The sequence below is a fragment of the Streptomyces sp. NPDC047981 genome (assembly GCF_040653315.1).
GTDB lineage: Bacteria > Actinomycetota > Actinomycetes > Streptomycetales > Streptomycetaceae > Streptomyces.
Genome location: NZ_JBEZNQ010000103.1, coordinates 1 through 21,913, shown reverse-complemented (window position 1 = coordinate 21,913; position 21,913 = coordinate 1). Strand labels below are relative to the sequence as shown.

General features: G+C 72.8%; 16 protein-coding genes and 1 pseudogene. 9 read left to right on the top strand and 8 right to left on the bottom strand.

Annotated elements, in window-relative coordinates:
- Positions 1 to 1,950 (top strand): annotated as a pseudogene (locus AB0E14_RS35585) (hypothetical protein); the annotation flags it as partial.
- Between the two features lie 190 nt (positions 1,951 to 2,140).
- Here the strand turns inward: AB0E14_RS35585 and AB0E14_RS35580 are convergent.
- On the bottom strand, positions 2,141 to 2,584 hold the full coding sequence (locus AB0E14_RS35580) for a hypothetical protein (protein ID WP_362428222.1): 444 nt from the start codon (positions 2,582 to 2,584) through the stop codon (positions 2,141 to 2,143).
- 428 nt (positions 2,585 to 3,012) lie between these two features.
- Here AB0E14_RS35580 and AB0E14_RS35575 point away from each other — a divergent pair, with 428 nt between their 5' ends.
- From AB0E14_RS35575 to AB0E14_RS35560, 4 genes are read left to right on the top strand one after another with little or no spacing between them, the layout of a single operon-like run.
- Positions 3,013 to 5,775, top strand: coding sequence for a nitrate- and nitrite sensing domain-containing protein (locus AB0E14_RS35575; protein WP_362428219.1), 2,763 nt, complete (start codon positions 3,013 to 3,015; stop codon positions 5,773 to 5,775).
- On the top strand, positions 5,772 to 6,212 hold the full coding sequence (locus AB0E14_RS35570; RefSeq protein ID WP_362428216.1) for a roadblock/LC7 domain-containing protein: 441 nt from the start codon (positions 5,772 to 5,774) through the stop codon (positions 6,210 to 6,212). Before AB0E14_RS35575 ends, AB0E14_RS35570 begins: the two co-directional genes overlap by 4 nt.
- A 13-nt stretch (positions 6,213 to 6,225) precedes the next feature.
- Positions 6,226 to 6,687, top strand: coding sequence for a DUF742 domain-containing protein (locus AB0E14_RS35565; RefSeq protein ID WP_362428213.1), 462 nt, complete (start codon positions 6,226 to 6,228; stop codon positions 6,685 to 6,687).
- Positions 6,668 to 7,270 carry an ATP/GTP-binding protein gene (locus AB0E14_RS35560; RefSeq protein ID WP_362428211.1) on the top strand — a complete coding sequence of 201 codons (603 nt, stop codon included), beginning with the start codon at positions 6,668 to 6,670 and terminating at the stop codon, positions 7,268 to 7,270. Before AB0E14_RS35565 ends, AB0E14_RS35560 begins: the two co-directional genes overlap by 20 nt.
- Before the next feature lie 69 nt (positions 7,271 to 7,339).
- Here AB0E14_RS35560 and AB0E14_RS35555 read toward each other — a convergent pair whose 3' ends face one another.
- The 3 genes from AB0E14_RS35555 to AB0E14_RS35545 form a co-directional block, all read right to left on the bottom strand.
- Entirely contained in the window at positions 7,340 to 8,527 is a 1,188-nt protein-coding gene (locus AB0E14_RS35555; protein WP_362428208.1) for a lipid-transfer protein, read from the bottom strand.
- The gene (locus tag AB0E14_RS35550) at positions 8,524 to 9,024 is read right to left on the bottom strand and encodes a zinc ribbon domain-containing protein (RefSeq protein ID WP_362428205.1); all 501 of its coding nucleotides are present in this window, start codon (positions 9,022 to 9,024) and stop codon (positions 8,524 to 8,526) included. The genes AB0E14_RS35555 and AB0E14_RS35550 overlap by 4 nt, the downstream gene beginning before the upstream one ends.
- A 167-nt stretch (positions 9,025 to 9,191) precedes the next feature.
- Positions 9,192 to 10,001: a M15 family metallopeptidase gene (locus AB0E14_RS35545; RefSeq protein ID WP_362428202.1), complete on the bottom strand. Its 810-nt coding sequence runs from the start codon at positions 9,999 to 10,001 to the stop codon at positions 9,192 to 9,194.
- Between AB0E14_RS35545 and AB0E14_RS35540 the strand changes: the two genes are divergently transcribed.
- Positions 10,000 to 10,560, top strand: a complete 561-nt coding sequence (locus tag AB0E14_RS35540) for an NUDIX domain-containing protein (RefSeq protein ID WP_362428200.1) — start codon at positions 10,000 to 10,002, stop codon at positions 10,558 to 10,560. The two genes, AB0E14_RS35545 and AB0E14_RS35540, sit on opposite strands and share 2 nt — an antisense overlap.
- Positions 10,561 to 10,697: 137 nt before the next feature.
- On the opposite strand, the gene AB0E14_RS35535 is transcribed toward AB0E14_RS35540, so the two are convergent.
- Complete coding sequence (locus AB0E14_RS35535; RefSeq protein ID WP_362428196.1) at positions 10,698 to 13,052, bottom strand: TIM-barrel domain-containing protein; 2,355 nt, start codon at positions 13,050 to 13,052, stop codon at positions 10,698 to 10,700.
- A 217-nt stretch (positions 13,053 to 13,269) separates the two neighbouring features.
- Here AB0E14_RS35535 and AB0E14_RS35530 point away from each other — a divergent pair, with 217 nt between their 5' ends.
- Positions 13,270 to 15,240, top strand: a complete 1,971-nt coding sequence (locus AB0E14_RS35530; protein WP_362428193.1) for an acetoacetate--CoA ligase — start codon at positions 13,270 to 13,272, stop codon at positions 15,238 to 15,240.
- A 260-nt stretch (positions 15,241 to 15,500) separates the two neighbouring features.
- On the opposite strand, the gene AB0E14_RS35525 is transcribed toward AB0E14_RS35530, so the two are convergent.
- On the bottom strand, positions 15,501 to 16,829 hold the full coding sequence (locus tag AB0E14_RS35525; RefSeq protein WP_362428190.1) for an aminotransferase class I/II-fold pyridoxal phosphate-dependent enzyme: 1,329 nt from the start codon (positions 16,827 to 16,829) through the stop codon (positions 15,501 to 15,503).
- 47 nt (positions 16,830 to 16,876) lie between these two features.
- Here AB0E14_RS35525 and AB0E14_RS35520 point away from each other — a divergent pair, with 47 nt between their 5' ends.
- Positions 16,877 to 18,196 carry an MFS transporter gene (locus AB0E14_RS35520; protein ID WP_362428187.1) on the top strand — a complete coding sequence of 440 codons (1,320 nt, stop codon included), beginning with the start codon at positions 16,877 to 16,879 and terminating at the stop codon, positions 18,194 to 18,196.
- A 22-nt stretch (positions 18,197 to 18,218) separates the two neighbouring features.
- Positions 18,219 to 19,133: a hypothetical protein gene (locus AB0E14_RS35515; protein WP_362428184.1), complete on the top strand. Its 915-nt coding sequence runs from the start codon at positions 18,219 to 18,221 to the stop codon at positions 19,131 to 19,133.
- A 79-nt stretch (positions 19,134 to 19,212) separates the two neighbouring features.
- Here AB0E14_RS35515 and ptsP read toward each other — a convergent pair whose 3' ends face one another.
- Complete coding sequence (gene ptsP / locus AB0E14_RS35510) at positions 19,213 to 20,883, bottom strand: phosphoenolpyruvate--protein phosphotransferase (RefSeq protein ID WP_362428182.1); 1,671 nt, start codon at positions 20,881 to 20,883, stop codon at positions 19,213 to 19,215.
- An 82-nt stretch (positions 20,884 to 20,965) separates the two neighbouring features.
- Positions 20,966 to 21,415 carry a PTS glucose transporter subunit IIA gene (locus tag AB0E14_RS35505; RefSeq protein ID WP_362428179.1) on the bottom strand — a complete coding sequence of 150 codons (450 nt, stop codon included), beginning with the start codon at positions 21,413 to 21,415 and terminating at the stop codon, positions 20,966 to 20,968.
- Positions 21,416 to 21,913 lie beyond the last annotated feature (498 nt).

Here is a 21,913-nt window from a genome sequence, read left to right as displayed (position 1 = left end):
GCCGCCCAGCGCGCCCGCCGCGCCGCCGACGCCCTCGCGGGTCTGGCGTTCCGGCTGCGCGAGCGCTCCGCCTGGCAGGCCAAGCTCCGCGAACTGGCCGACGACGCCACCGAGTCCGAGGCCCGCGCCCAGACCTGCCTGGAGCGCGCCAGGGCCGCCGACGAGGACCGCCGCGCCGCCCAGCGCGCCGCCGACGACGCCCACCGCACCGCCCGCGCCCTGCGCGCCGAGCGCGCCGAGATCGCCGGCGCCCCCGACCAGCTCCCCGAGGAGGACGCGGACGCCCCGCGCACGGCGCTGCCCACCCTGCGGGAGGCCTACCGCGCCGCGTCCCAGGTGTACGAGAAGGTCGGCGTGGGCGCCGACCTCCGCGCCGAGCAGGCGCGCGCCGAGAGCGACGAGTCCGCCGCACTCGCCGAACTGGACCGCCTCACCAACAAGGTCCGCGTCCGCGCCGAGCAGCTCCTGGAGTCCACGGACGGCGCCGACGGCCCCTCCCGGCAGGCCGCCGCCGCCCGCGCCGAGTCCCTCGTCCAGATGCTGGAGAGCCGCGCGAGCGAGGCGAGCGAGAAGCTCGGCCGGCTCCGCGGCGAGTCCGAGCGGCTGGCCCCCGAGGACGGCGAGTCGCACACCGAGCTCCCCGAGGAGCTGGTCCCCGCCGACGCCGAGCACGCCCAGGCCCTGCTGCGTACCGCCACCACCGAACTCGCCTCCCGCAGCGACGCCCTGGAAGCCGCCCGCACCGCGCACACCGGCCTGCTCCGTGCCCACCGCGCCGCCGAGGACGCCGCAGGCGGCTTCGACGAGACCGCGGCCCTCCTGCGCGACCTCCTGCGGGACCACACCGAGGACGAGGAGGACGGCCCGGAGCCGTACCCCGGCAAGCTGGAGGAGGCACGGCAGACCGCGGCCGAGGCCCGGCGCTCCCTGCGCGGCTGCGCCGCCGACCTCTCCGGGGCCGACGCGGCCGTCCGCGAGGCGAGCGACATCCTCGTCCGGCACGCCAACGCCACCCGCTACGAGCAGGTCCGCACCCCCGCCCGGCAGCAGATCCGCGAACTGCCCGCCGCCGCGCTCCCTGAGCACGCCGCGAAGTGGGCCGAGGCCTTCGCGCCGAGGCTCCGCGTCCTCACCGACGAACTGGAGCAGCTGGAGCGCAACCGCGACTCCATCGTCGACCGGCTGCGCGGCCTCGTGGAGTCCGCGCTGACCACGCTCCGCTCCGCCCAGCGGCTCTCGCGGCTCCCCGAGGGGCTCGGCGAGTGGTCGGGCCAGGAGTTCCTGCGCATCCGGTTCGAGGAGCCGGACCAGGCCACGCTCACCGAGCGGCTCGGCGAGGTCATCGACGAGGCGACCCGCGCCGCCGTCAAGAAGAACTCCGACCTGCGCCGGGACGGCATGTCGCTGCTCCTGCGGGGCGTCCAGGCGGCCCTCGAACCGCGCGGCATCGCGGTCGAGATCCTGAAGCCGGACGCCGTGCTGCGGGCCGAGCGCGTGCCGGTCGGACAGATGGGCGACGTCTTCTCGGGCGGTCAGCTCCTCACCGCCGCCATCGCCCTCTACTGCACGATGGCCGCGCTGCGCTCCAACGACCGGGGCCGGGACAAGCACCGCCACGCCGGCACCCTGTTCCTCGACAACCCGATCGGCCGCGCCAACGCCACGTACCTGCTGGAGCTGCAGCGCGCGGTGTCGGACGCCCTCGGCGTCCAGCTCCTCTACACGACCGGTCTGTTCGACACGACCGCGCTCGCCGAGTTCCCGCTGGTCATCCGGTTGCGCAACGACGCCGACCTGCGGGCGGGGCTGAAGTACATCAGCGTCGAGGAGCACCTGCGGCCCGGCCTGCCGCAGCCGACCGTCGAGGACGGCGCCGTCCACGGTGAGATCACCGCGACGCGGATGTTCCGCCGCGCACCGGAGGAGCAGCCGGAGCCGGCACAGCGGTGAAACGGTGCCAGGAACGGGCGACGGTGGAACGGCGAAGCTGAAGCGGCGACGCCGAAGTGGCGATGCCGAAACGGCGACGCGAACCGGCGAGTCTGAAACGGCGACGCCGAAACGGCGACGGTGAATTGCCGACGGTGAAACGGCGAACGGCCCGGCCCCGCAAGGGGACCGGGCCGTTCGCGTCCGTGCCTCAGGCCGCCTCGGACAGCGCCGCTGCCTCCGCGCGCCGTACGGCAGGCGCCGCTGGCGCCGCCGGCGCCCCGTGACCGCCCGGGTCCGCGTCCGCGGCCCGTGCCGCCTTCTGCTCCCGGCGCCGCTCGCGGCGCGACGCGCGCGCCGTGCTGCTCGGTTCGGACACCACGCCGTTCCGCTGCCGCCACACCTGACGCGTCACCCAGACATCGAGCACGCTCCAGGTCGCCACGACCGTGCTGCCCACGGTGGACAGCAGCATCGGAAACGCGAGCCACGAGTCCGTGACCGCGCAGAAGAAGGCCACGACGGCCTGTACCAGTGTGATCGACGTGATCATCACGGCTCGTACGGCGGCGGTACGCACCGGGTCCGGCATACGGCGCCGGCCCTTCTCGTCCTCCACCCACAACTGCCGCGCGGACCGCGCCTCGTGCTCCATCGCCTCGTCACTCCCCACAGCCGACCGTCCTCAGGGGTGGCTGCCCGTCCTGAGCGGCTTTACTCGGGCGCACCCCTCCCCACGGACAAAGACGCTCAGCGGGGGGAAAAGGTTTCCCCGCCCCCATACCGGAACGAAAAATTCCAGCCATCCGTTCGACGGCCGACCGCAAGGTTCGGCCACGTGTCCTGCGCCACATTGCGGAATCCCAACTCCCCGGATAGCAGGACATCTCTAGATCAACGCTCACTCAAGAGGCTGAAAATCGCCTGGATGCGCCTTCGAGTTGGCTGTGATGCAGTAGTAGGCTCACGCCGCCAATTGTTGAAGCTGATGGTTGACGCCCCGGGTTGACGCTGTGTGTTGACGCCGCGCGTCGCACAGCAGGCCTCCGCGCCGGGTGGAGGCCTGCCGAACTGGGGGAGGCCATGCGCTTTCGCGGGAAGTCCATCCGCCGGAAGATCGTGGCGTTGCTGCTCGTACCGCTCGTCTCCCTCACCGCCCTCTGGGGCTTCGCCACCGTGCTCACCGGCCGCGAGGCCGATCAACTCCTCGACGTCGGCTACATCGTGGAGAAGGTCGGCTACCCCATCGAGGACACCGCGCGCGTCATCCAGAAGGAACGCCGCCAGTCGCTCGCCTACCTCGCCGACCCGCGCGCCTCCGACGCCCTCACCACCCTGCGCAAGCAGCGCGAGGCGACCGACCGTCAGATCGCCCTCGTCCGGCGCAACGCGGCCGACTCCGGCGTACGGGAGGAGATGCGGCCCGTCGCCTCGCAGCGGCTCGACTCGTTCCTCACGGCACTCGACGGCCTCGACTCGCTGCGCCGCTCGGTGGAGAACCGCAGCATCGGCCGGATCCAGGCCCTCGACTTCTACAACCGCCTCGTCGACCCCTGCTACAGCTTCCTCACCACCCTCCACGCCCTGGAGAACGTGGAGATGGACAAGCAGGGCCGTGCCCTCGTCGGCGTCACCCGCGCCCGCGAGCTGCTCTCCCGCGAGGACGCCCTGATCCTCTCCGCGCTCAGGTCGGGGCGCGTCACGAGCGAGGAGATCCGCGAGATCACCGACCTCGTCGCCCAGCGTAAGCTGCTCTACGAGGTCAACCTCGAGATCCTCCCCACCATCGAGCGCGAGCGGTTCGAGCGCTACTGGGGCAGCCCCGACACCGAACCACTGCGCAGCGCCGAAGAGGACCTGATCGCCGCGGGCCCCACCAAGAACCCGCGCGCCCTCACCGCCGAGCGCTGGCAGGAGCGGGCGACCCCGGTCCTCGACGACCTCGCGCGCGAGAACACCGCCGCGGGCGACCGCTACCAGGACCGCGTCCAGCCCGCCGCCTACAGCGTGCTCCTCAAGGCCGGGATCGCCGGCGTCCTCGGCTTCCTCGCCCTGCTCCTCTCCGTCGTCGTCTCCGTCCGGGTCGGCCGCGACCTCGTCCGTGACCTGCGCCGGCTCCGCAAGGAGGCCCAGGAGGTCTCCGGCGTACGGCTGCCGAGCGTGATGCGCCGCCTCGCCGCCGGCGAACTCGTCGACGTCGAGACCGAAGTGCCGCACCTGCGGTACGAGGACGACGAGGTGGGCCAGGTCGGGCAGGCCCTCAACACCCTCCAGCGGGCCGCCGTCGAGGCCGCCGTCAAGCAGGCCGAACTCCGTCGCGGTGTCTCCGAGGTCTTCGTCAACCTCGCCCGCCGCAACCAGGTCCTGCTGCACCGCCAGCTGACCCTCCTCGACACCATGGAACGGCGCACCGAGGACACCGAGGAACTCGCGGACCTGTTCCGGCTCGACCACATGACCACCCGCATGCGCCGCCACGCCGAAGGCCTGGTGATCCTCTCCGGGGCCGCGCCGTCCCGGCAGTGGCGCAAGCCCGTCCAGCTCATGGACGTGGTCCGCGCGGCCGTCGCCGAGGTCGAGGACTACGAGCGGATCGAGGTCCGGCGCCTGCCCCGGCTCGGCGTCGGCGGCCCCGCCGTCGCCGACCTCACCCACCTCATCGCCGAACTCCTGGAGAACGCCACGGTGTTCTCGCCCCCGCACACCGCCGTGCAGGTCCTCGGCGAGCGGGTCGCGAACGGCTTCACCCTCGAGATCCACGACCGTGGCCTCGGCATGAACCCCGACCTCCTCCTCGACGCCAACCTGCGCCTCGCGGAGACCCCCGAGTTCGAGCTCTCGGACACCGACCGCCTCGGCCTCTTCGTGGTCAGCCGGCTCGCCCAGCGCCAGAACGTCCGGGTCTCGCTGCAGCCCTCGCCGTACGGAGGGACCACCGCGGTCGTCTTCATCCCGGCCGCGCTGCTCACCGACGCCCCCGAGACCGAGGGCAGCGGCTTCCGCCTGGACCGCTCGTCGACGGAGCGCAGGCCCGCACTCACCAAGGTGCCGGGCGGTGCCGCGCCGGCCACCGGACCCACCCGGTCCGCGCCCCACTCGCTCCTCGACGGCGGGAAGGACGCCGGGTTCGGCGGAGCCCTCGGCGTCCCGCTCGACGGGCCCGTCGAACTCGAAGCCCCCCTGGGCACCGCCGGCTACGACGAGCTGCTCAAGCCCGCGTCCTCCGCCGCCGACCTGGAGGACACCGAGAGCGAGCGCGGCGGCCTCTTCCGGCCCCGGAGCCGGCGCGGAGGCCTCGCCCCTGCCCCCGCGCCGGACGGCGAGCAGCACAGCCAGGCCCCGGACCAGTCGCCCGACCGGTCCCAGGACCGCGGCCCCGTACCGCTGCCCCGGCGCCGTCCGCCCACGCTCGTCGTGGACCGGGGCCGCCGCGTCGACGAGCCGGGCCGCGCCCACCCGGTCCCCGCCCAGGACCCCGAGACACCGGGCAGGGTCACCCGCAAGGGCGTCGGCACAAGCACCGGCACAAGCACCGGCACAAGCACCGGAACCACGGGCATGCCGCCCACCCTGGTCCCCGTACCGCCCGACGGACCGGCACCGTTCGGCGGGCTGCCCCGCCGGGTCCGGCAGGCGAGCCTCGCGCCCCAGCTGCGCGAGACGGACGACCGCACCGACACCACGGCCGCGACGGGCTCCACCGCCCCGGCCGGCACGGACTTCGAGCGCGACGCCGAGGAAGTGCGCGACCGCATGGCTTCGATGCAACGAGGCTGGCAGCGCGGACGACGGCAGAACGCCGAGACGACAGCACCAGGAACGACACCCGAGGGGGACGGTCGATGACCGCACCGAACGCCGCAGGAACCCAGACCTCCGGAAACGGCAACGGCGAGCTGAACTGGCTCCTCGACGAGCTGGTCCAGCGGGTCGGGTCCATCCGCAAGGCTCTGGTGCTCTCCAGCGACGGACTCGCCACCGGCGCCTCCGCCGACCTGACCCGCGAGGACGGCGAGCACTTGGCCGCCGTCGCCTCCGGCTTCCACAGCCTCGCCAAGGGCGTCGGACGCCACTTCGAGGCGGGCCAGGTCCGCCAGACCGTGGTGGAGTTGGACGAGGCGTTCCTGTTCGTCACCGCGGCCGGCGACGGCAGCTGCCTCGCCGTCCTCGCCGACGCCGACTCGGACGTCGGCCAGGTCGCGTACGAGATGACGTTGATGGTCAAGCGGGTCGGCATCCACCTGGGGACGGCGCCTCGCTCCGGCCTGACCGCCGGAGGGTGAGTGGGGGGACACCATGACTGACGGCACGACGGAGGGCACGGCCTGGCCCACGACCGAGGGCGACCGCGCTCCGGACGCGTGGGACCAGGGGCCGCAGCCCGCCCACCACTGGTTCGACGACGACGCCGGGCCGGTGGTCCGTCCGTACGCGATGACCCGCGGCCGGACCAGCACCGCCACCCGCCACCGTCTCGACCTGATCGCCGTGGTGGTGCCCGAATCCGCCGCCGACGACCCCGGCCGGGACCAGACCCTGTCCCCCGAACATGTGGAGATCGTCGAACGCTGCTCGGACACACCGCAGTCGATCGCCGAACTCGCCGCCGGACTCGACCTCCCCGTCGGAGTCGTCCGGGTCCTCGTCGGCGATCTCGTCGACGACGAACTCGTCCATGTGACCCGCCCCGTTCCGCCGGCCGAGCTGCCGGACGTGAGCATTCTCCGCGAGGTGATCAATGGCCTTCGGGCGCTCTAGCCGCACCAAGCCGCTCGTCGAACCGGTGACCCTGAAGATCCTGGTCGCGGGCGGCTTCGGGGTGGGCAAGACGACGCTGGTCGGCGCCGTCAGCGAGATCCGGCCCCTGCGCACCGAGGAGGTCCTCAGCGAGGCCGGCCGGCCCGTCGACGATCTGCACGGGGTGGAGAACAAGTCGACCACCACGGTCGCCATGGACTTCGGCCGGATCACGCTCCGGGAGGACCTCGTCCTCTATCTGTTCGGCACGCCCGGGCAGGACCGCTTCTGGTTCCTCTGGGACGAGCTCGCGCAGGGCGCGCTCGGCGCGGTCGTCCTGGCGGACACCCGGCGCCTGGAGGACAGTTTCGCGGCGATCGACTACTTCGAACGGCGTGGCATCCCGTTCACGGTCGCGGTCAACTGCTTCGAGGGCGCCCGGCGGTTCCCCACCGAGACCGTCCGGGGCGCGCTCGACCTCGACCCGGAGGTCGAGCTGCTGATGTGCGACGCGCGCGACCGCGAGTCGGTGAAGAACGTCCTCGTCGCGGTCGTCGAACACGCGCTCGTCCTGGCGGACCAGGGCGCGCCCGTGGCCACCTGACAGCGGTACGGGTACGGGGGGTACGGCACCGGCATCGACACCGGTACCGGTACCGGTGCCGGTACCGGCTCAGCGCACCGCCACCACCGCCGAACCGTGCCCGAAAAGCCCCTGGTTCGCGGTGATGCCGACCCGGGCGCCCGGCACCTGCCGGTCTCCGGCCGTGCCCCGCAGCTGCCAGGTGAGTTCGCAGACCTGGGCGATGGCCTGGGCGGGCACGGCCTCGCCGAACGACCCCAGGCCCCCGCTGGTGTTGACCGGGACACGGCCGCCGAGGGCCGTGACCCCGTCCCGTACCAGCTTCGCGCCCTCACCGGCGCCGCACAGCCCGATGTCCTCGTACCACTCCAGTTCCAGCGCGGTCGACAGGTCGTAGACCTCCGCGAGCGACAGGTCCTCGGGCCCGACCCCCGCCTCCTCGTACGCCGCCCTGGCGATCGAGGCGCGGAAGGTGTGCGGCGCGGGGGAGACGGCGACGGCCGAGTCGGTCGCGATGTCCGGCAGGTCGAGGACGGCCTTCGGGTACGTCGGCGTCACGGTGGAGACGGCCCGGATCCGGACCGGGTCCGGGTGTCCGTGACCGCGGGCGAACTCCATGCTGGAGAGCACGAGCGCGGCGCCCCCGTCGGACGTGGCGCAGATGTCGAGCAGCCGCAGCGGATCGGCGACGACGGCCGAGGCGGCGACCTCCTCGGCGCTGACCGTCTTGCGGTAGCGGGCCAGCGGGTTGAGCGCGCCCGCCGCCGCGTTCTTGACCTTCACCCGGGCGAAGTCGTCCACCGTGTCGCCGTACAGCGCCATCCGGCGGCGGGCGTAGAGCGCGAAGTACGCGGGGTTGGTCGCCCCGAGCACACGGAAGCGGAGCCAGTCGGGGTCGTCGGGCCGCTCCCCGCCCGCCGGGGCGAAGAACCCCTTGGGCGCCGAGTCCGCGCCGACGACGAGGACCACGTCCGCCAGGCCGGCCAGAATCTGGGCCCGGGCCGTACCGACGGCCTGCGCGCCCGAGGCACAGGCCGCGTACACGCTGGTGACCCGCGCTCCCTGCCAGCCGAGGGCCTGGGCGAACGTGGCGCCCGCGACGTAGCCCGGGTAGCCGCACCGCACGGTGTCCGCGCCGACCACCGAGCCGACGTCCCGCCAGCCGATGCCGGCGTCCGCGAGGGCCGCCCGCGCCGCCGCCGTACCGTACTCGACGAAACTGCGGCCCCACTTGCCCCACGGGTGCATCCCGGCGCCGAGGACGGCGATGTCGTTCATGACCGCTCCACCCCCGCCTCGCGCTCCACGCGCGCGTGGACGGGCCGCCAGTTCCAGGTGGTCCAGATGTACTGGTCGTCCCCGTCGAGGACGCCCGGCACCACCTCCACCTCCATACCGACGGCCAGGTCCGCGGTCCGCACCCCGGGCGCCGCCTGTCCGAGCACCACCATCGCCTCGGCCGCCAGCTCCACGGCGACGAGGGTGTACGGCTCCCAGGGCGCGTCCGGGTCGGAGACGTAGGGCGCGGGCGGGCGGTAGCGGCCGTCGGTGTACGACCACACCCGGCCCCGCCGCGAGAGCGGCGTCTCGACGAGCGTTCCGCCGCCCGGGCAGCCGGGGTTGCGGCACCAGCCGTCCTCGCGGGGGAAGAAGACCGAGGCGCAGGCCGTGCAGCGGGTGCCGAGGAGCCGGAACTCCGCCGCCCCGCCCGGCCCGGCGCCCCCGCCGTCGTCCGTGAACCATCCGGCCACCACCGGCCTGCGCGTCCGTGTCACGACAGCCCTCCCCGACCCGAGATCACCCTGATCTGATGAAGCGTCAGAAAGTCTGTCATGGATGCCGCGCACAGAGAACCGAACGGACCTTTATCGCGTCCCTACGTACGGAACGGGCGGCCGGGACCCACGGGGGTGGTTCCGGCCGCCCGTTCCCTCCTTCGCGATCAGTGCCCCGCGACCGACCTGCGGGCCACCGGGAAATCGAAGAACGTGCTCGGGAACGGCTCCGGCTTGAAGGTGAAGTGCCACCACTCCTCGGGCAGGTTCACGAAGCCTTCCGCGGCCAACGTCTCCTTCAGCAGCTGCCGGTTCGCCCGCTGGGCCCCCTGGATCCGGGGATCGTCCGTGTGCGAGAGCGTGTCGAAGCAGTCGAAGCCCGTGCCCATGTCCACGGAGTTGTCCGGAAAACGCTCGGCCTGCGGCTGGAAGCACTCCACCAGCGGCTCGCCGGGTACGTACGGACGCGTGGGCAGGGCCGGCAGCCGCACGATCGTCACATCGACCGTCGAGCCCCGGCTGTGCCCGGACTTCTCCGCGATGTAACCGTCCTCGAACAACCTCGACTTGTCGACGAGTGGATAGAACTCCTTCTTCATCCGCTCGTCGTCCAGGTCCTTCGCCCAGCGCACGAAGTGGTCGACGGCCCGCTGCGGGCGATAGCAGTCGTAGACCTTCAGCGTGTACCCCCGCGCGCGCAGCCTCACCTGGGCGCGGTGCAGGGCGTCGGCCGCCGGGCGGGTCAGGATGCAGAGCGGCTGGCGGTAGCCGTCCACGCGCTCACCCACGAAGTTGTGCACCGTGGTGTAGCGCATCTCCTGAAGGATCGTCCGGTCCACCGCGCTCAAGGCCACGAACTCCTTCGGAGCCCGCGGCTCCGGCCGGGCCTGCGCGGACGGCACGGCGGCGGTGGCGGCCAGCGTCGCCGCGGCCGCGAGCACACCGAGGGTACGTAATACGGAAGCACGTCTCGTCATGCGCACCGTCTATCAGGTTCCCGGGGCACGGGAAAGAGTGATCGCGTACGGTCCTGACGTGAAGGACACCCACTGCTCCAGCTGCGGCACCCGCTACGCCGAACCGGCCGACTGGCCCCGCACCTGCGCCGCCTGCGGCGCGGTCGCATACCGCAACCCGCTCCCCGTCGCCGTCGCCCTGCTCCCCGTCACGGACGCCCAGGGCACCGGACTCGTCGTCATCACCCGCACCATCGAACCTGCGCTGGGCGGCATCGCGCTCCCCGGCGGCTTCATCGACCACTCCGAGGACTGGCGGGACGCCGTGGTCCGCGAACTGAGGGAGGAGACCTGGATCGAGGCGTCCGCGGACGACGTGCGCCTCGCCGACGCGCTCAGCTCCCCGGGCGGCCACCTGCTCCTCTTCGGCCTCCTCCCCGCCCGCACGGCGGACGAACTGCCGCCCTCCGCACCGACGGACGAGACCAGCGGCCGCCACATCCTCCGCGCGCCGACGGAACTGGCCTTCCCGCTGCACACGGAGGCGGCCCGCCGCTGGTTCGCCGGAGCGTACGCCTGACCATGGCCCCCTGGGGCCCGCCCGGAGGATCACGGCCGGGGCGTGCCCCGATCGGCTGCAAAGGCGGCCGACGCCGACCCCGATCCCGGACAGGCGTGCCGGGGCCGACCCCGGGACCCCGATCCGCCGGACAGGCCCTACCCCTCCGCCCCCCGCACCCGCACCGGCAGCCCCGCCTCGGCCGACCCCTCGTCGGTCACCCGCTCCACCACCACCCGCCCGTCCACAAGGCGCGACGCGTACCGCTCGATCACACCGGACTCCCACCCGTCACCGGTGTCCCGTACGACAAGCCCCCCGCCGGTCCGCCCGGCGGCCGGGGCCCACACCTCCAGCTCGAGACCCCCGTCCTCACCCCGGACCGGGACGACCGCCCCGGCCCGCGCGAGCACCGGGATCCGGGACCAGGGCGCGTCCAGCAGGACCTGCCCAGGACCGTCGTAGGCCTGCCCCGTCGCCGTGTCGTACCAGCGACCGCGCGGCAGCCGCACCGCCCGTCGGTCGGCGCCCCGGGCGAGCACGGGGGCCACGAGCAGCGCGTCGCCCACCAGGAACGCGTCGTCGCAGTCCCGCAGCGCCCGGTCCTCGGGCGCCCCCCACCACACGGGCCGGATGTACGGAGCCCCGGTCAGCCGGGCGAGCTGGGAGAGCGTCACGAAGTACGGCAGCAGACGCTCCCGTTCGGCGAGCGCCACGCGCGCGTGCTCCAGCACCTCGGGGCCGAACTCCCACGGCTCGCGGCGCCCGGCGTCGATCGCCGCGTGGGTGCGGAACAGCGGCATCCACGCCCCGAGCTGGTACCAGCGCAGGAACAACTCGGGCGAGGGACTCCCGTCGAAGCCGCCGATGTCAGGCCCCGAGTACGGCACCCCGCACAACCCGAGCCCCAGGACCAGCGACAGGGAAGCCCGGAGCCCCGGCCAGCCGGTCGCCACGTCGCCCGACCAGGTCCCCCCGTAGCGCTGCATGCCCGCCCACCCCGAGCGGGAGAAGAGGAACGGCCGTTCGTCCGGCCGCAGCCGGCGCAGCCCCTCGTAGCCGGCCCGCGCCATGGTCAGCCCGTAGACGTTGTGGGCCTCGCGATGGTCCCCACCACGCCCCTCCAGGGCGTGCCGGGCCGAGCGCGGCAGTGTCAGGTCGCCGAACGGGGCGAAGGAGACCGGCTCGTTCATGTCGTGCCAGACACCGGAGAAGCCCTGCGCGAGCCGCTCCTCGTACAGACCGCCCCACCACTCCCGTACCGCCGCGTCCGTGAAGTCCGGATACGCGCAATCGCCCGGCCACACCACCCCGTGGACCTCCTCGCCGCGCGCGTCCCGTACGAAGGCACCGGCCGCCGTCCCGGAGTCGTAGACGGCGTTCCCCCGCTCCGCCTTCACCGCCGGGTCGACGATCGACACCAGCCGTACGCCCCGCTCCCGCAGCTCGCTCGCGAGCCCGGGCAGATCGGGGAACCGCTCGCGGTCCACCGTGAACACCTGGTGCGCGTCGTAGTGGTCGATGTCCAGGTGCAGCACGGACAGGGGGAGACCCCGCTCGCGGTAGCCGTCCACGACCCGCCGCACCTCCCGCTCACTGCCGAACCCCCACCGGGCGTGCTGCGCACCCAGCGCCCACGACGGCGGCAGCGCCGGCGCACCCGTCAGGGCCGCCCAGCCGTGGAGCACGCGCGCGGGGGTACCGACCACCACCCAGCAGCGCAGCGGCCCCCCGCTCATCCGGACCTCGCTGGTCCCCGGCCGGTCGTGCCCGGAACCCGCCCCCTCCTCACCTTCGGTGAGGGTGACCCGCCCGTCCCAGGTGCTGTCGTGGAACGCCAGATGAGTCCCCGCGTCCGCGACGACGAACTGCACCGGCATCGTGATGTACAGCGGATCGTCCCCGGGGGAGAAGCGCCCCTTCGGGTCGGTGTTCCAGAGCCGGTACGTACCGTCGCGCAGGCGCGGCCCCGAGGCCCGCCCGCCCAGCCCGAAGAACCGCGCGTCCGCCGGCACCTCACTGCGCTGCACCCACCGCGCGGGCCCGCCCGCCACCGGCTCCCACCAGCGCGGCGGAAGATCCCGCCGCAGGACCACCCCACCGGGTGTACGGATCTCCACCGCGCCGTGCCGGGACACCGCGACCGTCACCCGTTCGGAGACCACCCGCCAGCCGCCGTCGGTGTCCGGCTCGAGCCGGGCCCGGGGGTCCGGGTCCGGCGCCTCACCGGCCAGCGCGTACGACGGCAGCTGCCCGGCCCCGTCCCAGCCCCAGAACACCGTGCCCCCCGCCGACACGCTGATCCGCAGCTCGGAGCGGGCGAACCTGACGATCCCGCCGCCAGGCAGCGGCTCCACCTCGCCCACAGGACCCGGCACCCGGGCCCGCTCCGCACCCCTCGGCGGCAACCCCCACGCGTCCGTCCTGCGCTGCCGCCACGCCGATCGCACCGCCCGCAATCCCTGCACCGAACCGAACACCCTCACCGAACGCACCAGCTCACGACCGTCCATGCTGCTCAGCCTGCCAGTCGGTTCAGCCCCGGAGAGGTTCGTTCAACTGCCGTTCACCCGTGGTGAGAGCACATATTCAGCAGCCCGACCATGGGCGGGGAACCCTGGTGCGAACGCCGCTCCCATGGCATCGTCCCTGTCAGCCGCGTCACGCGCACACCCCAGCACGTGCGCGGGACACACGCAGACCCCGCGTACGCCCAGGGAGCCACCCCACATGACATCAGCGCACACCGAACCGCTCTGGCAGCCGGACGAGGCACACATCGCCGCCGCCGCGGTCACCCGCTTCCAGGCCTGGGCCGCCGAACACCACGGAGCCCCGGCCGAGGGCGGCTACCCGGCCCTCCACCGCTGGTCGGTCGAGGACCTGGAGGCGTTCTGGCGGGCCGTCGCCGGCTGGTTCGACGTCCGCTTCTCCACTCCGTACGAGCGCGTCCTCGGCGACCGTTCCATGCCCGGCGCCGAGTGGTTCCCGGGAGCCACCCTCAACTACGCCGAGCACGCGTTGCGCGCCGCCGACGAGCGCCCCCACGACACGGCCCTGCTCCATGTGGACGAGACACATGAGCCCCGCCCGGTCACCTGGGCCGAGCTGCGCCGCCAGGTCGGCGCCCTCTCCGCCGAACTCCGCGCCCTCGGCGTGCGCCCCGGCGACCGGGTGAGCGGCTACCTGCCCAACATCCCCGAGGCCGTGGTCGCCCTGCTCGCCACGGCCGCCGTCGGCGCCGTATGGACCTCCTGCGCGCCCGACTTCGGTGCCCGCAGCGTCCTCGACCGCTTCCAGCAGGTCGAGCCGGTCGTCCTGTTCACCGTGGACGGTTACCGCTACGGCGGCAAGGAGCACGACCGCCGCGAGACGGTCGCCGAACTCCGCGCCGAACTCCCCACCCTCCGCGCCGTGGTCCACATCCCGCTCCTGGGCACGGAGCCCCCCGAGGGAGCCCTGGCCTGGTCGGCGCTCACGGCGGCCGACACGGAACCGACCTTCGAACAGGTCCCCTTCGACCACCCCCTCTGGGTGCTGTACTCCTCCGGCACGACGGGCCTGCCCAAGGCCATCGTGCAGTCCCAGGGCGGCATCCTGGTCGAGCACCTCAAGCAGCTCGGCCTGCACTGCGACCTCGGCCCCGAGGACGTCTTCTTCTGGTACACGTCCACCGGCTGGATGATGTGGAACTTCCTCGTCTCGGGCCTCCTGACGGGCACGACGGTCGTCCTCTACGACGGCAGCCCCGGCTACCCCGACACGGGCGCCCAGTGGCGCGTCGCCGAACGGACCGGGGCCACCCTGTACGGCACCTCCGCCGCGTACGTCATGGCCTGCGCGAAGGCGGACGTCCACCCGGGCAGGGACTTCGACCTCTCCGCGATCAAGTGCGTCGCGACCACGGGCTCCCCGCTGCCGCCCGACGGCTTCCGCTGGCTGCACGACGAGGTACGGGCGAACCTCTGGATCGCCTCGGTCAGCGGCGGCACGGACGTCTGCTCCTGCTTCGCGGGAGCCGTCCCCACGCTCCCGGTCCACATCGGCGAACTGCAGGCGGCCGGCCTGGGCACGGACCTCCAGTCCTGGGACCCGTCCGGCAAGCCGCTGATCGGCGAGGTCGGCGAACTGGTCGTCACCAACCCGATGCCGTCCATGCCGATCCGCTTCTGGAACGACCCCGACGGCAGCCGCTACCGCGACAGCTACTTCGAGATGTTCCCGGGCGTCTGGCGCCACGGCGACTGGATCACGATCACCGACCACGGCTCGGTCGTCATCCATGGCCGCTCCGACTCCACCCTGAACCGCCAGGGCGTCCGGATGGGCAGCGCCGACATCTACGAGGCCGTCGAACGCCTCCCGGAGATCCGCGAATCCCTCGTCATCGGCCTCGAAGAGCCGGACGGCGGCTACTGGATGCCGCTCTTCGTCCACCTCGCGGACGGCGCGACCCTGGACGAGGCGCTGATCGCCCGCATCAAGCGGACGATCCGCACCGAACTCTCCCCGCGCCACGTCCCCGACGAGATCATCGAGATCCCGGCCGTCCCGCACACCCTCACGGGCAAGCGCCTGGAAGTCCCGGTCAAGCGCCTCCTCCAGGGCACCCCCCTGTCCAAGGCCGTCAACCCGGGCTCGGTCGACAACGTGACCCTGCTCCACTTCTACGAATCCCTGTCCCACAAACGCAACAACTGACCCCACACCCCCGCGGTCGCGACACCCGCCACCCCGCGCCCACGGGCGCGAAGGGCACCGCGCCCCCCGCGGCGCGCAGCTGCCGCGCCGCGGGGCGGTCCAGTACGGCGGCCGCGGTCTCGTCCACGGGGGAGCCGGCCCTCGCGTGCACCCCACCCACCTCGCGGCGCGGAGCGGCCGCGTTGCGGGGTTCGGGGCGGCAGCCCCCGGTCTCGTCAGAGTTTCGGGAAGGGGCGGGGTGGGGGAGCCCCATGGGCGCCCTACCCTCCGTACGTCGCCTGCGCCTCACCCAACACGTCGGCGAAGTCCGAGGCCAGCCGCCCCGCCTCCCCGACACCCAGCGTCGCCGTCGTGATCCGCACGGCCGTCGGCGACGCGATCCGGAACCGCGCCCCCGCCGCCACCCACCATCCACGCGTCCGCAGCCCGTTGACCACCGCCGACTCGTCCCCCACAGGCACCCACACGTTGAGCCCGCTCGCGGACCGGCCCCCACCCACCCCGACGCCGTACGCGCCGAGCGCGTCGACCAGCGCCGCGCGCCGCTCCGCGTACACCGCCTCGCCCGCCGCCACGAGCCCGGCGACAGCCGAGTCGGAGAACAGCCCGACGACCGTCTCCTGCAGCACGTGGCTGACCCAGCCGGAGGTCATGAGCATCCGCCCGTCGTGCCGGGCGAGCGTCACCGGATCCCCGGCCACCCCCGCCCACCGCAGATCCACGCCAAGCCGCTTCGAGACCGTCCGTACCTGCGCCCATCGCTCGAGCCCCGCCGCCGCCAGCGTCGGCGCGACCGGACCGGCGAGCTCCACGTTGTAGTCGTCCTCGACGACCAGGACCTCGGGGAACTCCCGCAGCAGCGCGACCAGTTCGTCCCGCCGCCCGAGCGAGAACGACGCCCCCGTGGGGCACTGGGCGCGCGGACTGCACACCACCGCTCGCACCCCCGCGCGCAGCGCGGCCCGCAGCGCCTCCGGCGTCATGCCCTCGCCGTCCACCGCGACCGGCACGATCCGCAGGCCCAAGGCCGGCACCAGGTCCAGGAGATGGTGGAAGCCGGGATCCTCCACGGCCACCGCGTCCCCCGGCCGCAGCTCCACGGAGAGCAGCCGCGCGACACAGTCGAGCGCACCGTGCGCGAAGGTGACCCGCTCCGCCGGCACGCCGTCCCGGGCGAACCACGCGCGCGTGAGCTCTTCCAGAGCGGCGAGCCGCGGCACGGCGCGGTGTGAGCCGTACACCGGCCGGACCTCCGCCGGCGGCCGCAGGACGGGCAGAAAGGCCGGGTCGGGCAGGCCGCTGGCCAGGTCCACGAGCCCCGGCGGCACCCGCGGTGGCCGCCGCGAGGCGACCGACGGCGCCTCCGCGACCACCGTGCCGCCCCTGCCGCGCGTGACCACCAGACCGCGCCGCCGCAGCTCCTTGTACGCCGTCGCGACCGTGCCTGCGCTGATCCCCAACTCGTCGGCGAGCCGCCGCACCGGGGGCAGCGCGTCCCCGGGCGCGAGCTCGCCCTCGGTCACGCCGCGCTCGACGGACGCGGCAATCCCCTTGGCCGTCGTCCCATGGATCGAATATTGTGTTGCCACGTACTAAATTATGTATCAATACAAAACTCCGGTCAAGGGGGAACCGAGTGAGCCGCCCGATTCCACGGCCCAGCACCGTCCGCAACCGCGTCAACCGAATCAACCCCGTCAACCGCATACCCGGCGGCCGCGACGGCCGCCGCATGCTCGTCGTCAGCATCATCGACAAGACCGGCACCGGCCTCTGGGCCAGTTGCACCGTCCTCTACTTCACCTACGTCTCCGGCCTCGGCCTCGGCCAGGTCGGCCTCCTCATGACCGTCTCCGGCGGAGTCGGCATCGCCGGAGCCCCACTCGCAGGCCGCCTCGCCGACCGCTTCCCCCTCGTCAAGATCATCGTCGGAGCCCAACTCCTCCGCGGCGCCGCCCTCCTGCTCCTCCTGACCACCGACAATCTGCTCCTCCTGACGCTCTACTCCGCCCTCGGCGCCCTCCCCGACCGCGCCGGCAGCGTCCTCATCAAGCTCTACGCGGCCCGCCTCGCCGGCCCCGACCGCGCCCGCTACCAGGCCATCCAGCGGACCACCGTCAACATCGGCTGGTCCATCGGCGGCCTCGGCGCCGCCGCCGCGCTCGCCACCGGCAGCACCCGCGCCTACGGGCTGCTGCTCCTCGCCAACGTCGTCACCTACCTCGTCATCGCCGCACTCACCCTCCGCTGCGCCGAACCCCCGGCCCCGTCGCGCGTCGCCGCCACCTCCGCCGAACCGGGCGGCCCGGGCGACCCGGCGCCCACCCCGCCGACCTCCCCTTGGCGTGACCGCACCTTCCTCGGCTACACCGCCACCGACGCCGTCCTCTTCCTCGACGACACGATCCTCCAGGTCGCCGTGCCCCTGTGGATCGTCCACGCCACCACCGCGCCCATCGGCCTCGCCCCGCTGCTGCTCGTCCTCAACACCGTCCTCGTCGTCCTCTTCCAGGTCCCCCTCGCCCGGTTCGCGACCACCACGAGAGCCGCCCGCCGACTGCTCGTCCCCCTCACCGGCCTCTTCCTCGTCGGCACCCTCGCCCTCGCCGCCTCGGCCGGCGGCGGCACCACCCTCGCCGTCGCCGCCCTCGTCGTCGCCGTCATCGCCCTCACCTTCGCCGAGATCATCCACGCGACGGCCTCCTGGGAACTCTCCGTCGCCCTGGCCCCGGCCCACGCGCAGGGCGCCTACCTCGGAGTCCACGGACTCGCCCAGTCCACCCAGCGCTTCGCCGGCCCCCTCCTCGTCACCGGAGTCATGTCCGCCGGCGCGCTCGCCTGGCCCCTGCTCGGCCTCGGCCTGGTCGCGGCAGGCGCGGCGCAACACCGCCTGGTCCGCGACCGCCTCACGAAACCGTCACTGTCAGTGCCGAAGGTTACGGTGAGTGAGCACTGATCGACAGCGCCGAGGGGGAGACATGACCCGACCCGGAACCACCCCATCCACCCCGTCCAACACATCCCTGCGCCGCGCCCTGCGCCGCGAAGTCCCCAGCACCGTCGGCCTCCTCGCCGACGAGGACGACTTCACGACCATGCGCCGGTACGCCACCTTCGCCTTCGACGACCACCCCGCCTACCTCCAGCAGGTCGAGGGCCTCCTCAAGTCCCTCGCCACCCAGGGCGGACACACCACCGTCGCCCTCTTCGACCCCGAGGAGTACGCGGAGTACTGCGAAGAGACAGGCCTCGACCCCGACCGCCCCGCGAGCCGCAGCCGCTACACCGCCCAACTGGCCGCCACCGGCGCCCTCGTCGCCTACACCGGCCAACCCATGACCACCCTCGTCCCCACCCTCATCGACACCGCCGCCCGCCACGCCACCTGGGAGTACGCCACGACACTCCTCTCCGGCGTCGGCGACTGCGCCACCTGCGGGCAGGACATCGGCCGAGAAGCCTTCGCCCACGCCTCCCGCCAGCTCACCAGGCTCCTCGAAGCCGCAGGACCCGGCACCCACCACCTCGTCTGCAGCGTCCCCGCCGACGAGGAACACCTTCTGGCCGTCCTCCGGGCGACCCGCGAGGACCACGGCCCCGCCTACCTCGACCGCGACGAAGCAGCCGAGTTCGCCACCGTCCTCGCCGTCGGCATCGCCCTCGACACTCCCGGGGGAGTGGTCCTCCGCACCACCACCCCAGGAACCCGCGACCGCCTCCACGGCTGGCGCCTCACCGCCGGAAACCTCCACCCCCTCACCGAAGCCGAGGTCTTCAGCGCCTACTGCACCGACGCCCGCACCGGAGACCCGATCGCCCCCGAACCCGGCGTCGACCACCGGGCCGGCTTCCCCCTCGCCCCCGACGAGGACGACTGGCCCACCCATCACTGACGCCACGGACGCCGAAGGGGCTCTCCGCCACACCCGTGACGAAGAGCCCCTCCAGAACAACCCGCTCACGCGGCCGGGATCACTCCCCGGACAGCACCGCCTGCGCGGCGACCCGCGCCTCCTCGGCCGTGTCGGCCGCCCGAGCCGCCGCCGCGGCACGCTCGCACTGCGCCAACGTGTACTTCGCCAGCGTCGCCCGCACGTAGGGGATCGACGCGGCACCCATAGACAGAGAGGTGACACCCAGACCCGTCAGCACACAGGCCAGCAGCGGATCCGAAGCGGCCTCGCCACAGACACCACAGCTCTTGCCCTCGGCCTTGGCCGCCTCGGCGGACAGCGCCACCAGGTCGAGCAGCGCCGGCTGCCACGGATCCTGCAGCCGCGACACCGCACCGACCTGACGGTCGGCGGCGAAGGTGTACTGCGCCAGGTCATTGGTGCCCAGCGACAGGAACTCCACCTCCTGCAGGATCGAACGAGCCCGCAGCGCGGCGGAGGGAATCTCCACCATCGCACCGAACTTGGCCTGCAGCCCCGCCTCACGGCACGCGTCGGCGAAGGCCTTCGCGTCCGTACGGTCCGCCACCATCGGCGCCATGACTTCCAGGTACACCGGCAGACCCTCGACGGCCTTCGCCAGCGCCGTCAGCTGCGTCCGCAGCACCTCAGGGTGATCGAGCAGCGACCGCAGACCCCGCACACCCAGAGCCGGGTTCGGCTCGTCCGCCGGCGTCAGGAAGTCGAGCGGCTTGTCCGCACCGGCATCCAGCACGCGGACGACGACCCGGCCCTCGGGGAAGGCCTCCAGCACCTTGCGGTACGCCTCGACCTGCTTCTCCTCGGTCGGAGCCTTCTTGCTGTCGTCCAGGAAGAGGAACTCCGTACGGAACAGACCGACACCCTCCGCGCCGGCCTCCACCGCGGCCGGCACGTCCGCCGGCCCACCGACGTTGGCGAGCAGCGGCACCTTGTGCCCGTCCGAGGTCGCCCCCGGACCGCTGGACGCTGCGAGTGCCGCCTTCCGCTCGGCGGCGGCCGCCGTCAGCGTCGCCTTCTTCTCGTCGCTCGGGTCCACGAAGAGCTCACCCGTGGAGCCGTCCACGGCGATGACCGTGCCCTCACCGATCTCGCCCGCGCCCGGCAGCGCCACCACGGCGGGCACACCCAGCGCCCGCGCGAGGATGGCGCTGTGGCTGGTCGGCCCGCCCTCCTCGGTCACGAAGCCGAGCACCAGCGCCGGGTCGAGGAGAGCCGTGTCGGCGGGCGCCAGGTCCCGCGCGATCAGCACGTACGGCTCGTCACTGTCCGGCACACCCGGCATCGGCACACCGAGCAGCCGCGCGACGATACGGTTCCGCACGTCGTCGAGGTCGGCCACGCGCCCGGCCATGTACTCACCCGCACCCGCGAGCAGCTCGCGGTAGTGGGAGAACGCGTCGTAGATACCGCGCTCGGCCGTGCTGCCGACCGCGATCCGGCGGTCGACGTCAGCGATGAGCTCCGGGTCCTGGGCGATCATCGCCTGGGCCTCCAGCACATGCTGAGCCTCGCCGCCTGCCAGATTGCCGCGCGCAATGAGGTCGGCAGCCACAGCCTCCACGGCCTGACGGGCGCGCCCCTGCTCGCGCTCCGCCTCCTCGGCCGGAATCTGCTTGGCCGGCGGCTCGAGCACCGCCGTACCCATGTGCCGGACCTCGCCGATCGCCACTCCGTGGCTGACGCCGACGCCTCGCAGCGTTGTCTCCATCTCACCGTCTCCGATAGAGCGGCGGCATCCGGCCGCCGCGATGAATGTCGAACCGTGGTCGTCCCGGGGAACGACGTCGGCGTCAGCTCCAGCTGAAGAGCTGGTCGCCGTTCTTCACGTCGCCGCTCTCGACGACATCGGAGAGGGAGTCGGCCGTGGCCTCGAGGGCCACGACGGGACAGATGGGGGACTTGCCGGCGGCCTCGACGGCGGCCGGGTCCCAGCGGACGACCTCCTGTCCGCGCTGCACGGTGTCGCCCTTGTTGACGAGCAGCTCGAAGCCCTCGCCGTTGAGCTGAACGGTGTCGATACCGAGGTGCGTCAGCACACCGTGACCCTCGCCGTCGACGACGACGAACGCGTGCGGGTGCAGAGAGACGATGACGCCGTCGACCGGCGACACGGCCGCGGAGGGCTCACGTACGGGGTCGATGGCGGTGCCGGGACCGACCATCGCGCCGGAGAAGACCGGGTCGGGTACTGCGGCGAGACCGATGGCGCGACCAGCAAGCGGCGACGTCACGGATGTCATGGGAAGCCTCCCAGGGGCGGAGATTGTGTGGCGCCGTCACTGCCTGTCCTGGACGGCGTACTGTTCAGAAGCCTAAGTCATAGGAAGTCCCGGTTCCGCACGAGACGTACCAGTTGGCGGACCTAGGGACTACCGGAAACGATTTGCCTCAACTGACGGTGGGATGTACTGTCGTACTCCTGCCTGACCCCAACGCGGCTTTGAGTCGTGGGTCGGCAGCACCTATCGAGCCAGATCCTAACCCCAGTGGTCTACACCTCTGCGTGCCTGCAGGGTGTGGTCAGGGGGAGCGAAAAAGCCTGGTAGTGTTTGACCCCGCCGCAAGGGAAAGCGCGAAAAGCGAATTCCGGAAACGGCAGCCCGCTCCAGCGGGTGGCAGAAACGGAAAACGGATCTGCTAAGCTGGAAACACGAAAGACCGAAGGGAAAAGCCCGGAGGAAAGCCCGAGAGGGTGAGTACGAAGGAAGCGTCCGTTCCTTGAGAACTCAACAGCGTGC

What these genes read in the sequence shown, in the direction of transcription:
- AB0E14_RS35580 (WP_362428222.1), bottom strand. Translation starts at nt 2,584, where the DNA reads ATGGAGCACGAGGCGCGGTCCGCGCGGCAGTTGTGGGTGGAGGACGAG.
- AB0E14_RS35575 (WP_362428219.1), top strand. Translation starts at nt 3,013, where the DNA reads ATGCGCTTTCGCGGGAAGTCCATCCGCCGGAAGATCGTGGCGTTGCTG.
- AB0E14_RS35570 (WP_362428216.1), top strand. Translation starts at nt 5,772, where the DNA reads ATGACCGCACCGAACGCCGCAGGAACCCAGACCTCCGGAAACGGCAAC.
- AB0E14_RS35565 (WP_362428213.1), top strand. Translation starts at nt 6,226, where the DNA reads ATGACTGACGGCACGACGGAGGGCACGGCCTGGCCCACGACCGAGGGC.
- AB0E14_RS35560 (WP_362428211.1), top strand. Translation starts at nt 6,668, where the DNA reads ATGGCCTTCGGGCGCTCTAGCCGCACCAAGCCGCTCGTCGAACCGGTG.
- AB0E14_RS35555 (WP_362428208.1), bottom strand. Translation starts at nt 8,527, where the DNA reads ATGAACGACATCGCCGTCCTCGGCGCCGGGATGCACCCGTGGGGCAAG.
- AB0E14_RS35540 (WP_362428200.1), top strand. Translation starts at nt 10,000, where the DNA reads ATGCGCACCGTCTATCAGGTTCCCGGGGCACGGGAAAGAGTGATCGCG.
- AB0E14_RS35545 (WP_362428202.1), bottom strand. Translation starts at nt 10,001, where the DNA reads ATGACGAGACGTGCTTCCGTATTACGTACCCTCGGTGTGCTCGCGGCC.
- AB0E14_RS35535 (WP_362428196.1), bottom strand. Translation starts at nt 13,052, where the DNA reads ATGGACGGTCGTGAGCTGGTGCGTTCGGTGAGGGTGTTCGGTTCGGTG.
- AB0E14_RS35530 (WP_362428193.1), top strand. Translation starts at nt 13,270, where the DNA reads ATGACATCAGCGCACACCGAACCGCTCTGGCAGCCGGACGAGGCACAC.
- AB0E14_RS35515 (WP_362428184.1), top strand. Translation starts at nt 18,219, where the DNA reads ATGACCCGACCCGGAACCACCCCATCCACCCCGTCCAACACATCCCTG.
- ptsP (WP_362428182.1), bottom strand. Translation starts at nt 20,883, where the DNA reads ATGGAGACAACGCTGCGAGGCGTCGGCGTCAGCCACGGAGTGGCGATC.
- AB0E14_RS35505 (WP_362428179.1), bottom strand. Translation starts at nt 21,415, where the DNA reads ATGACATCCGTGACGTCGCCGCTTGCTGGTCGCGCCATCGGTCTCGCC.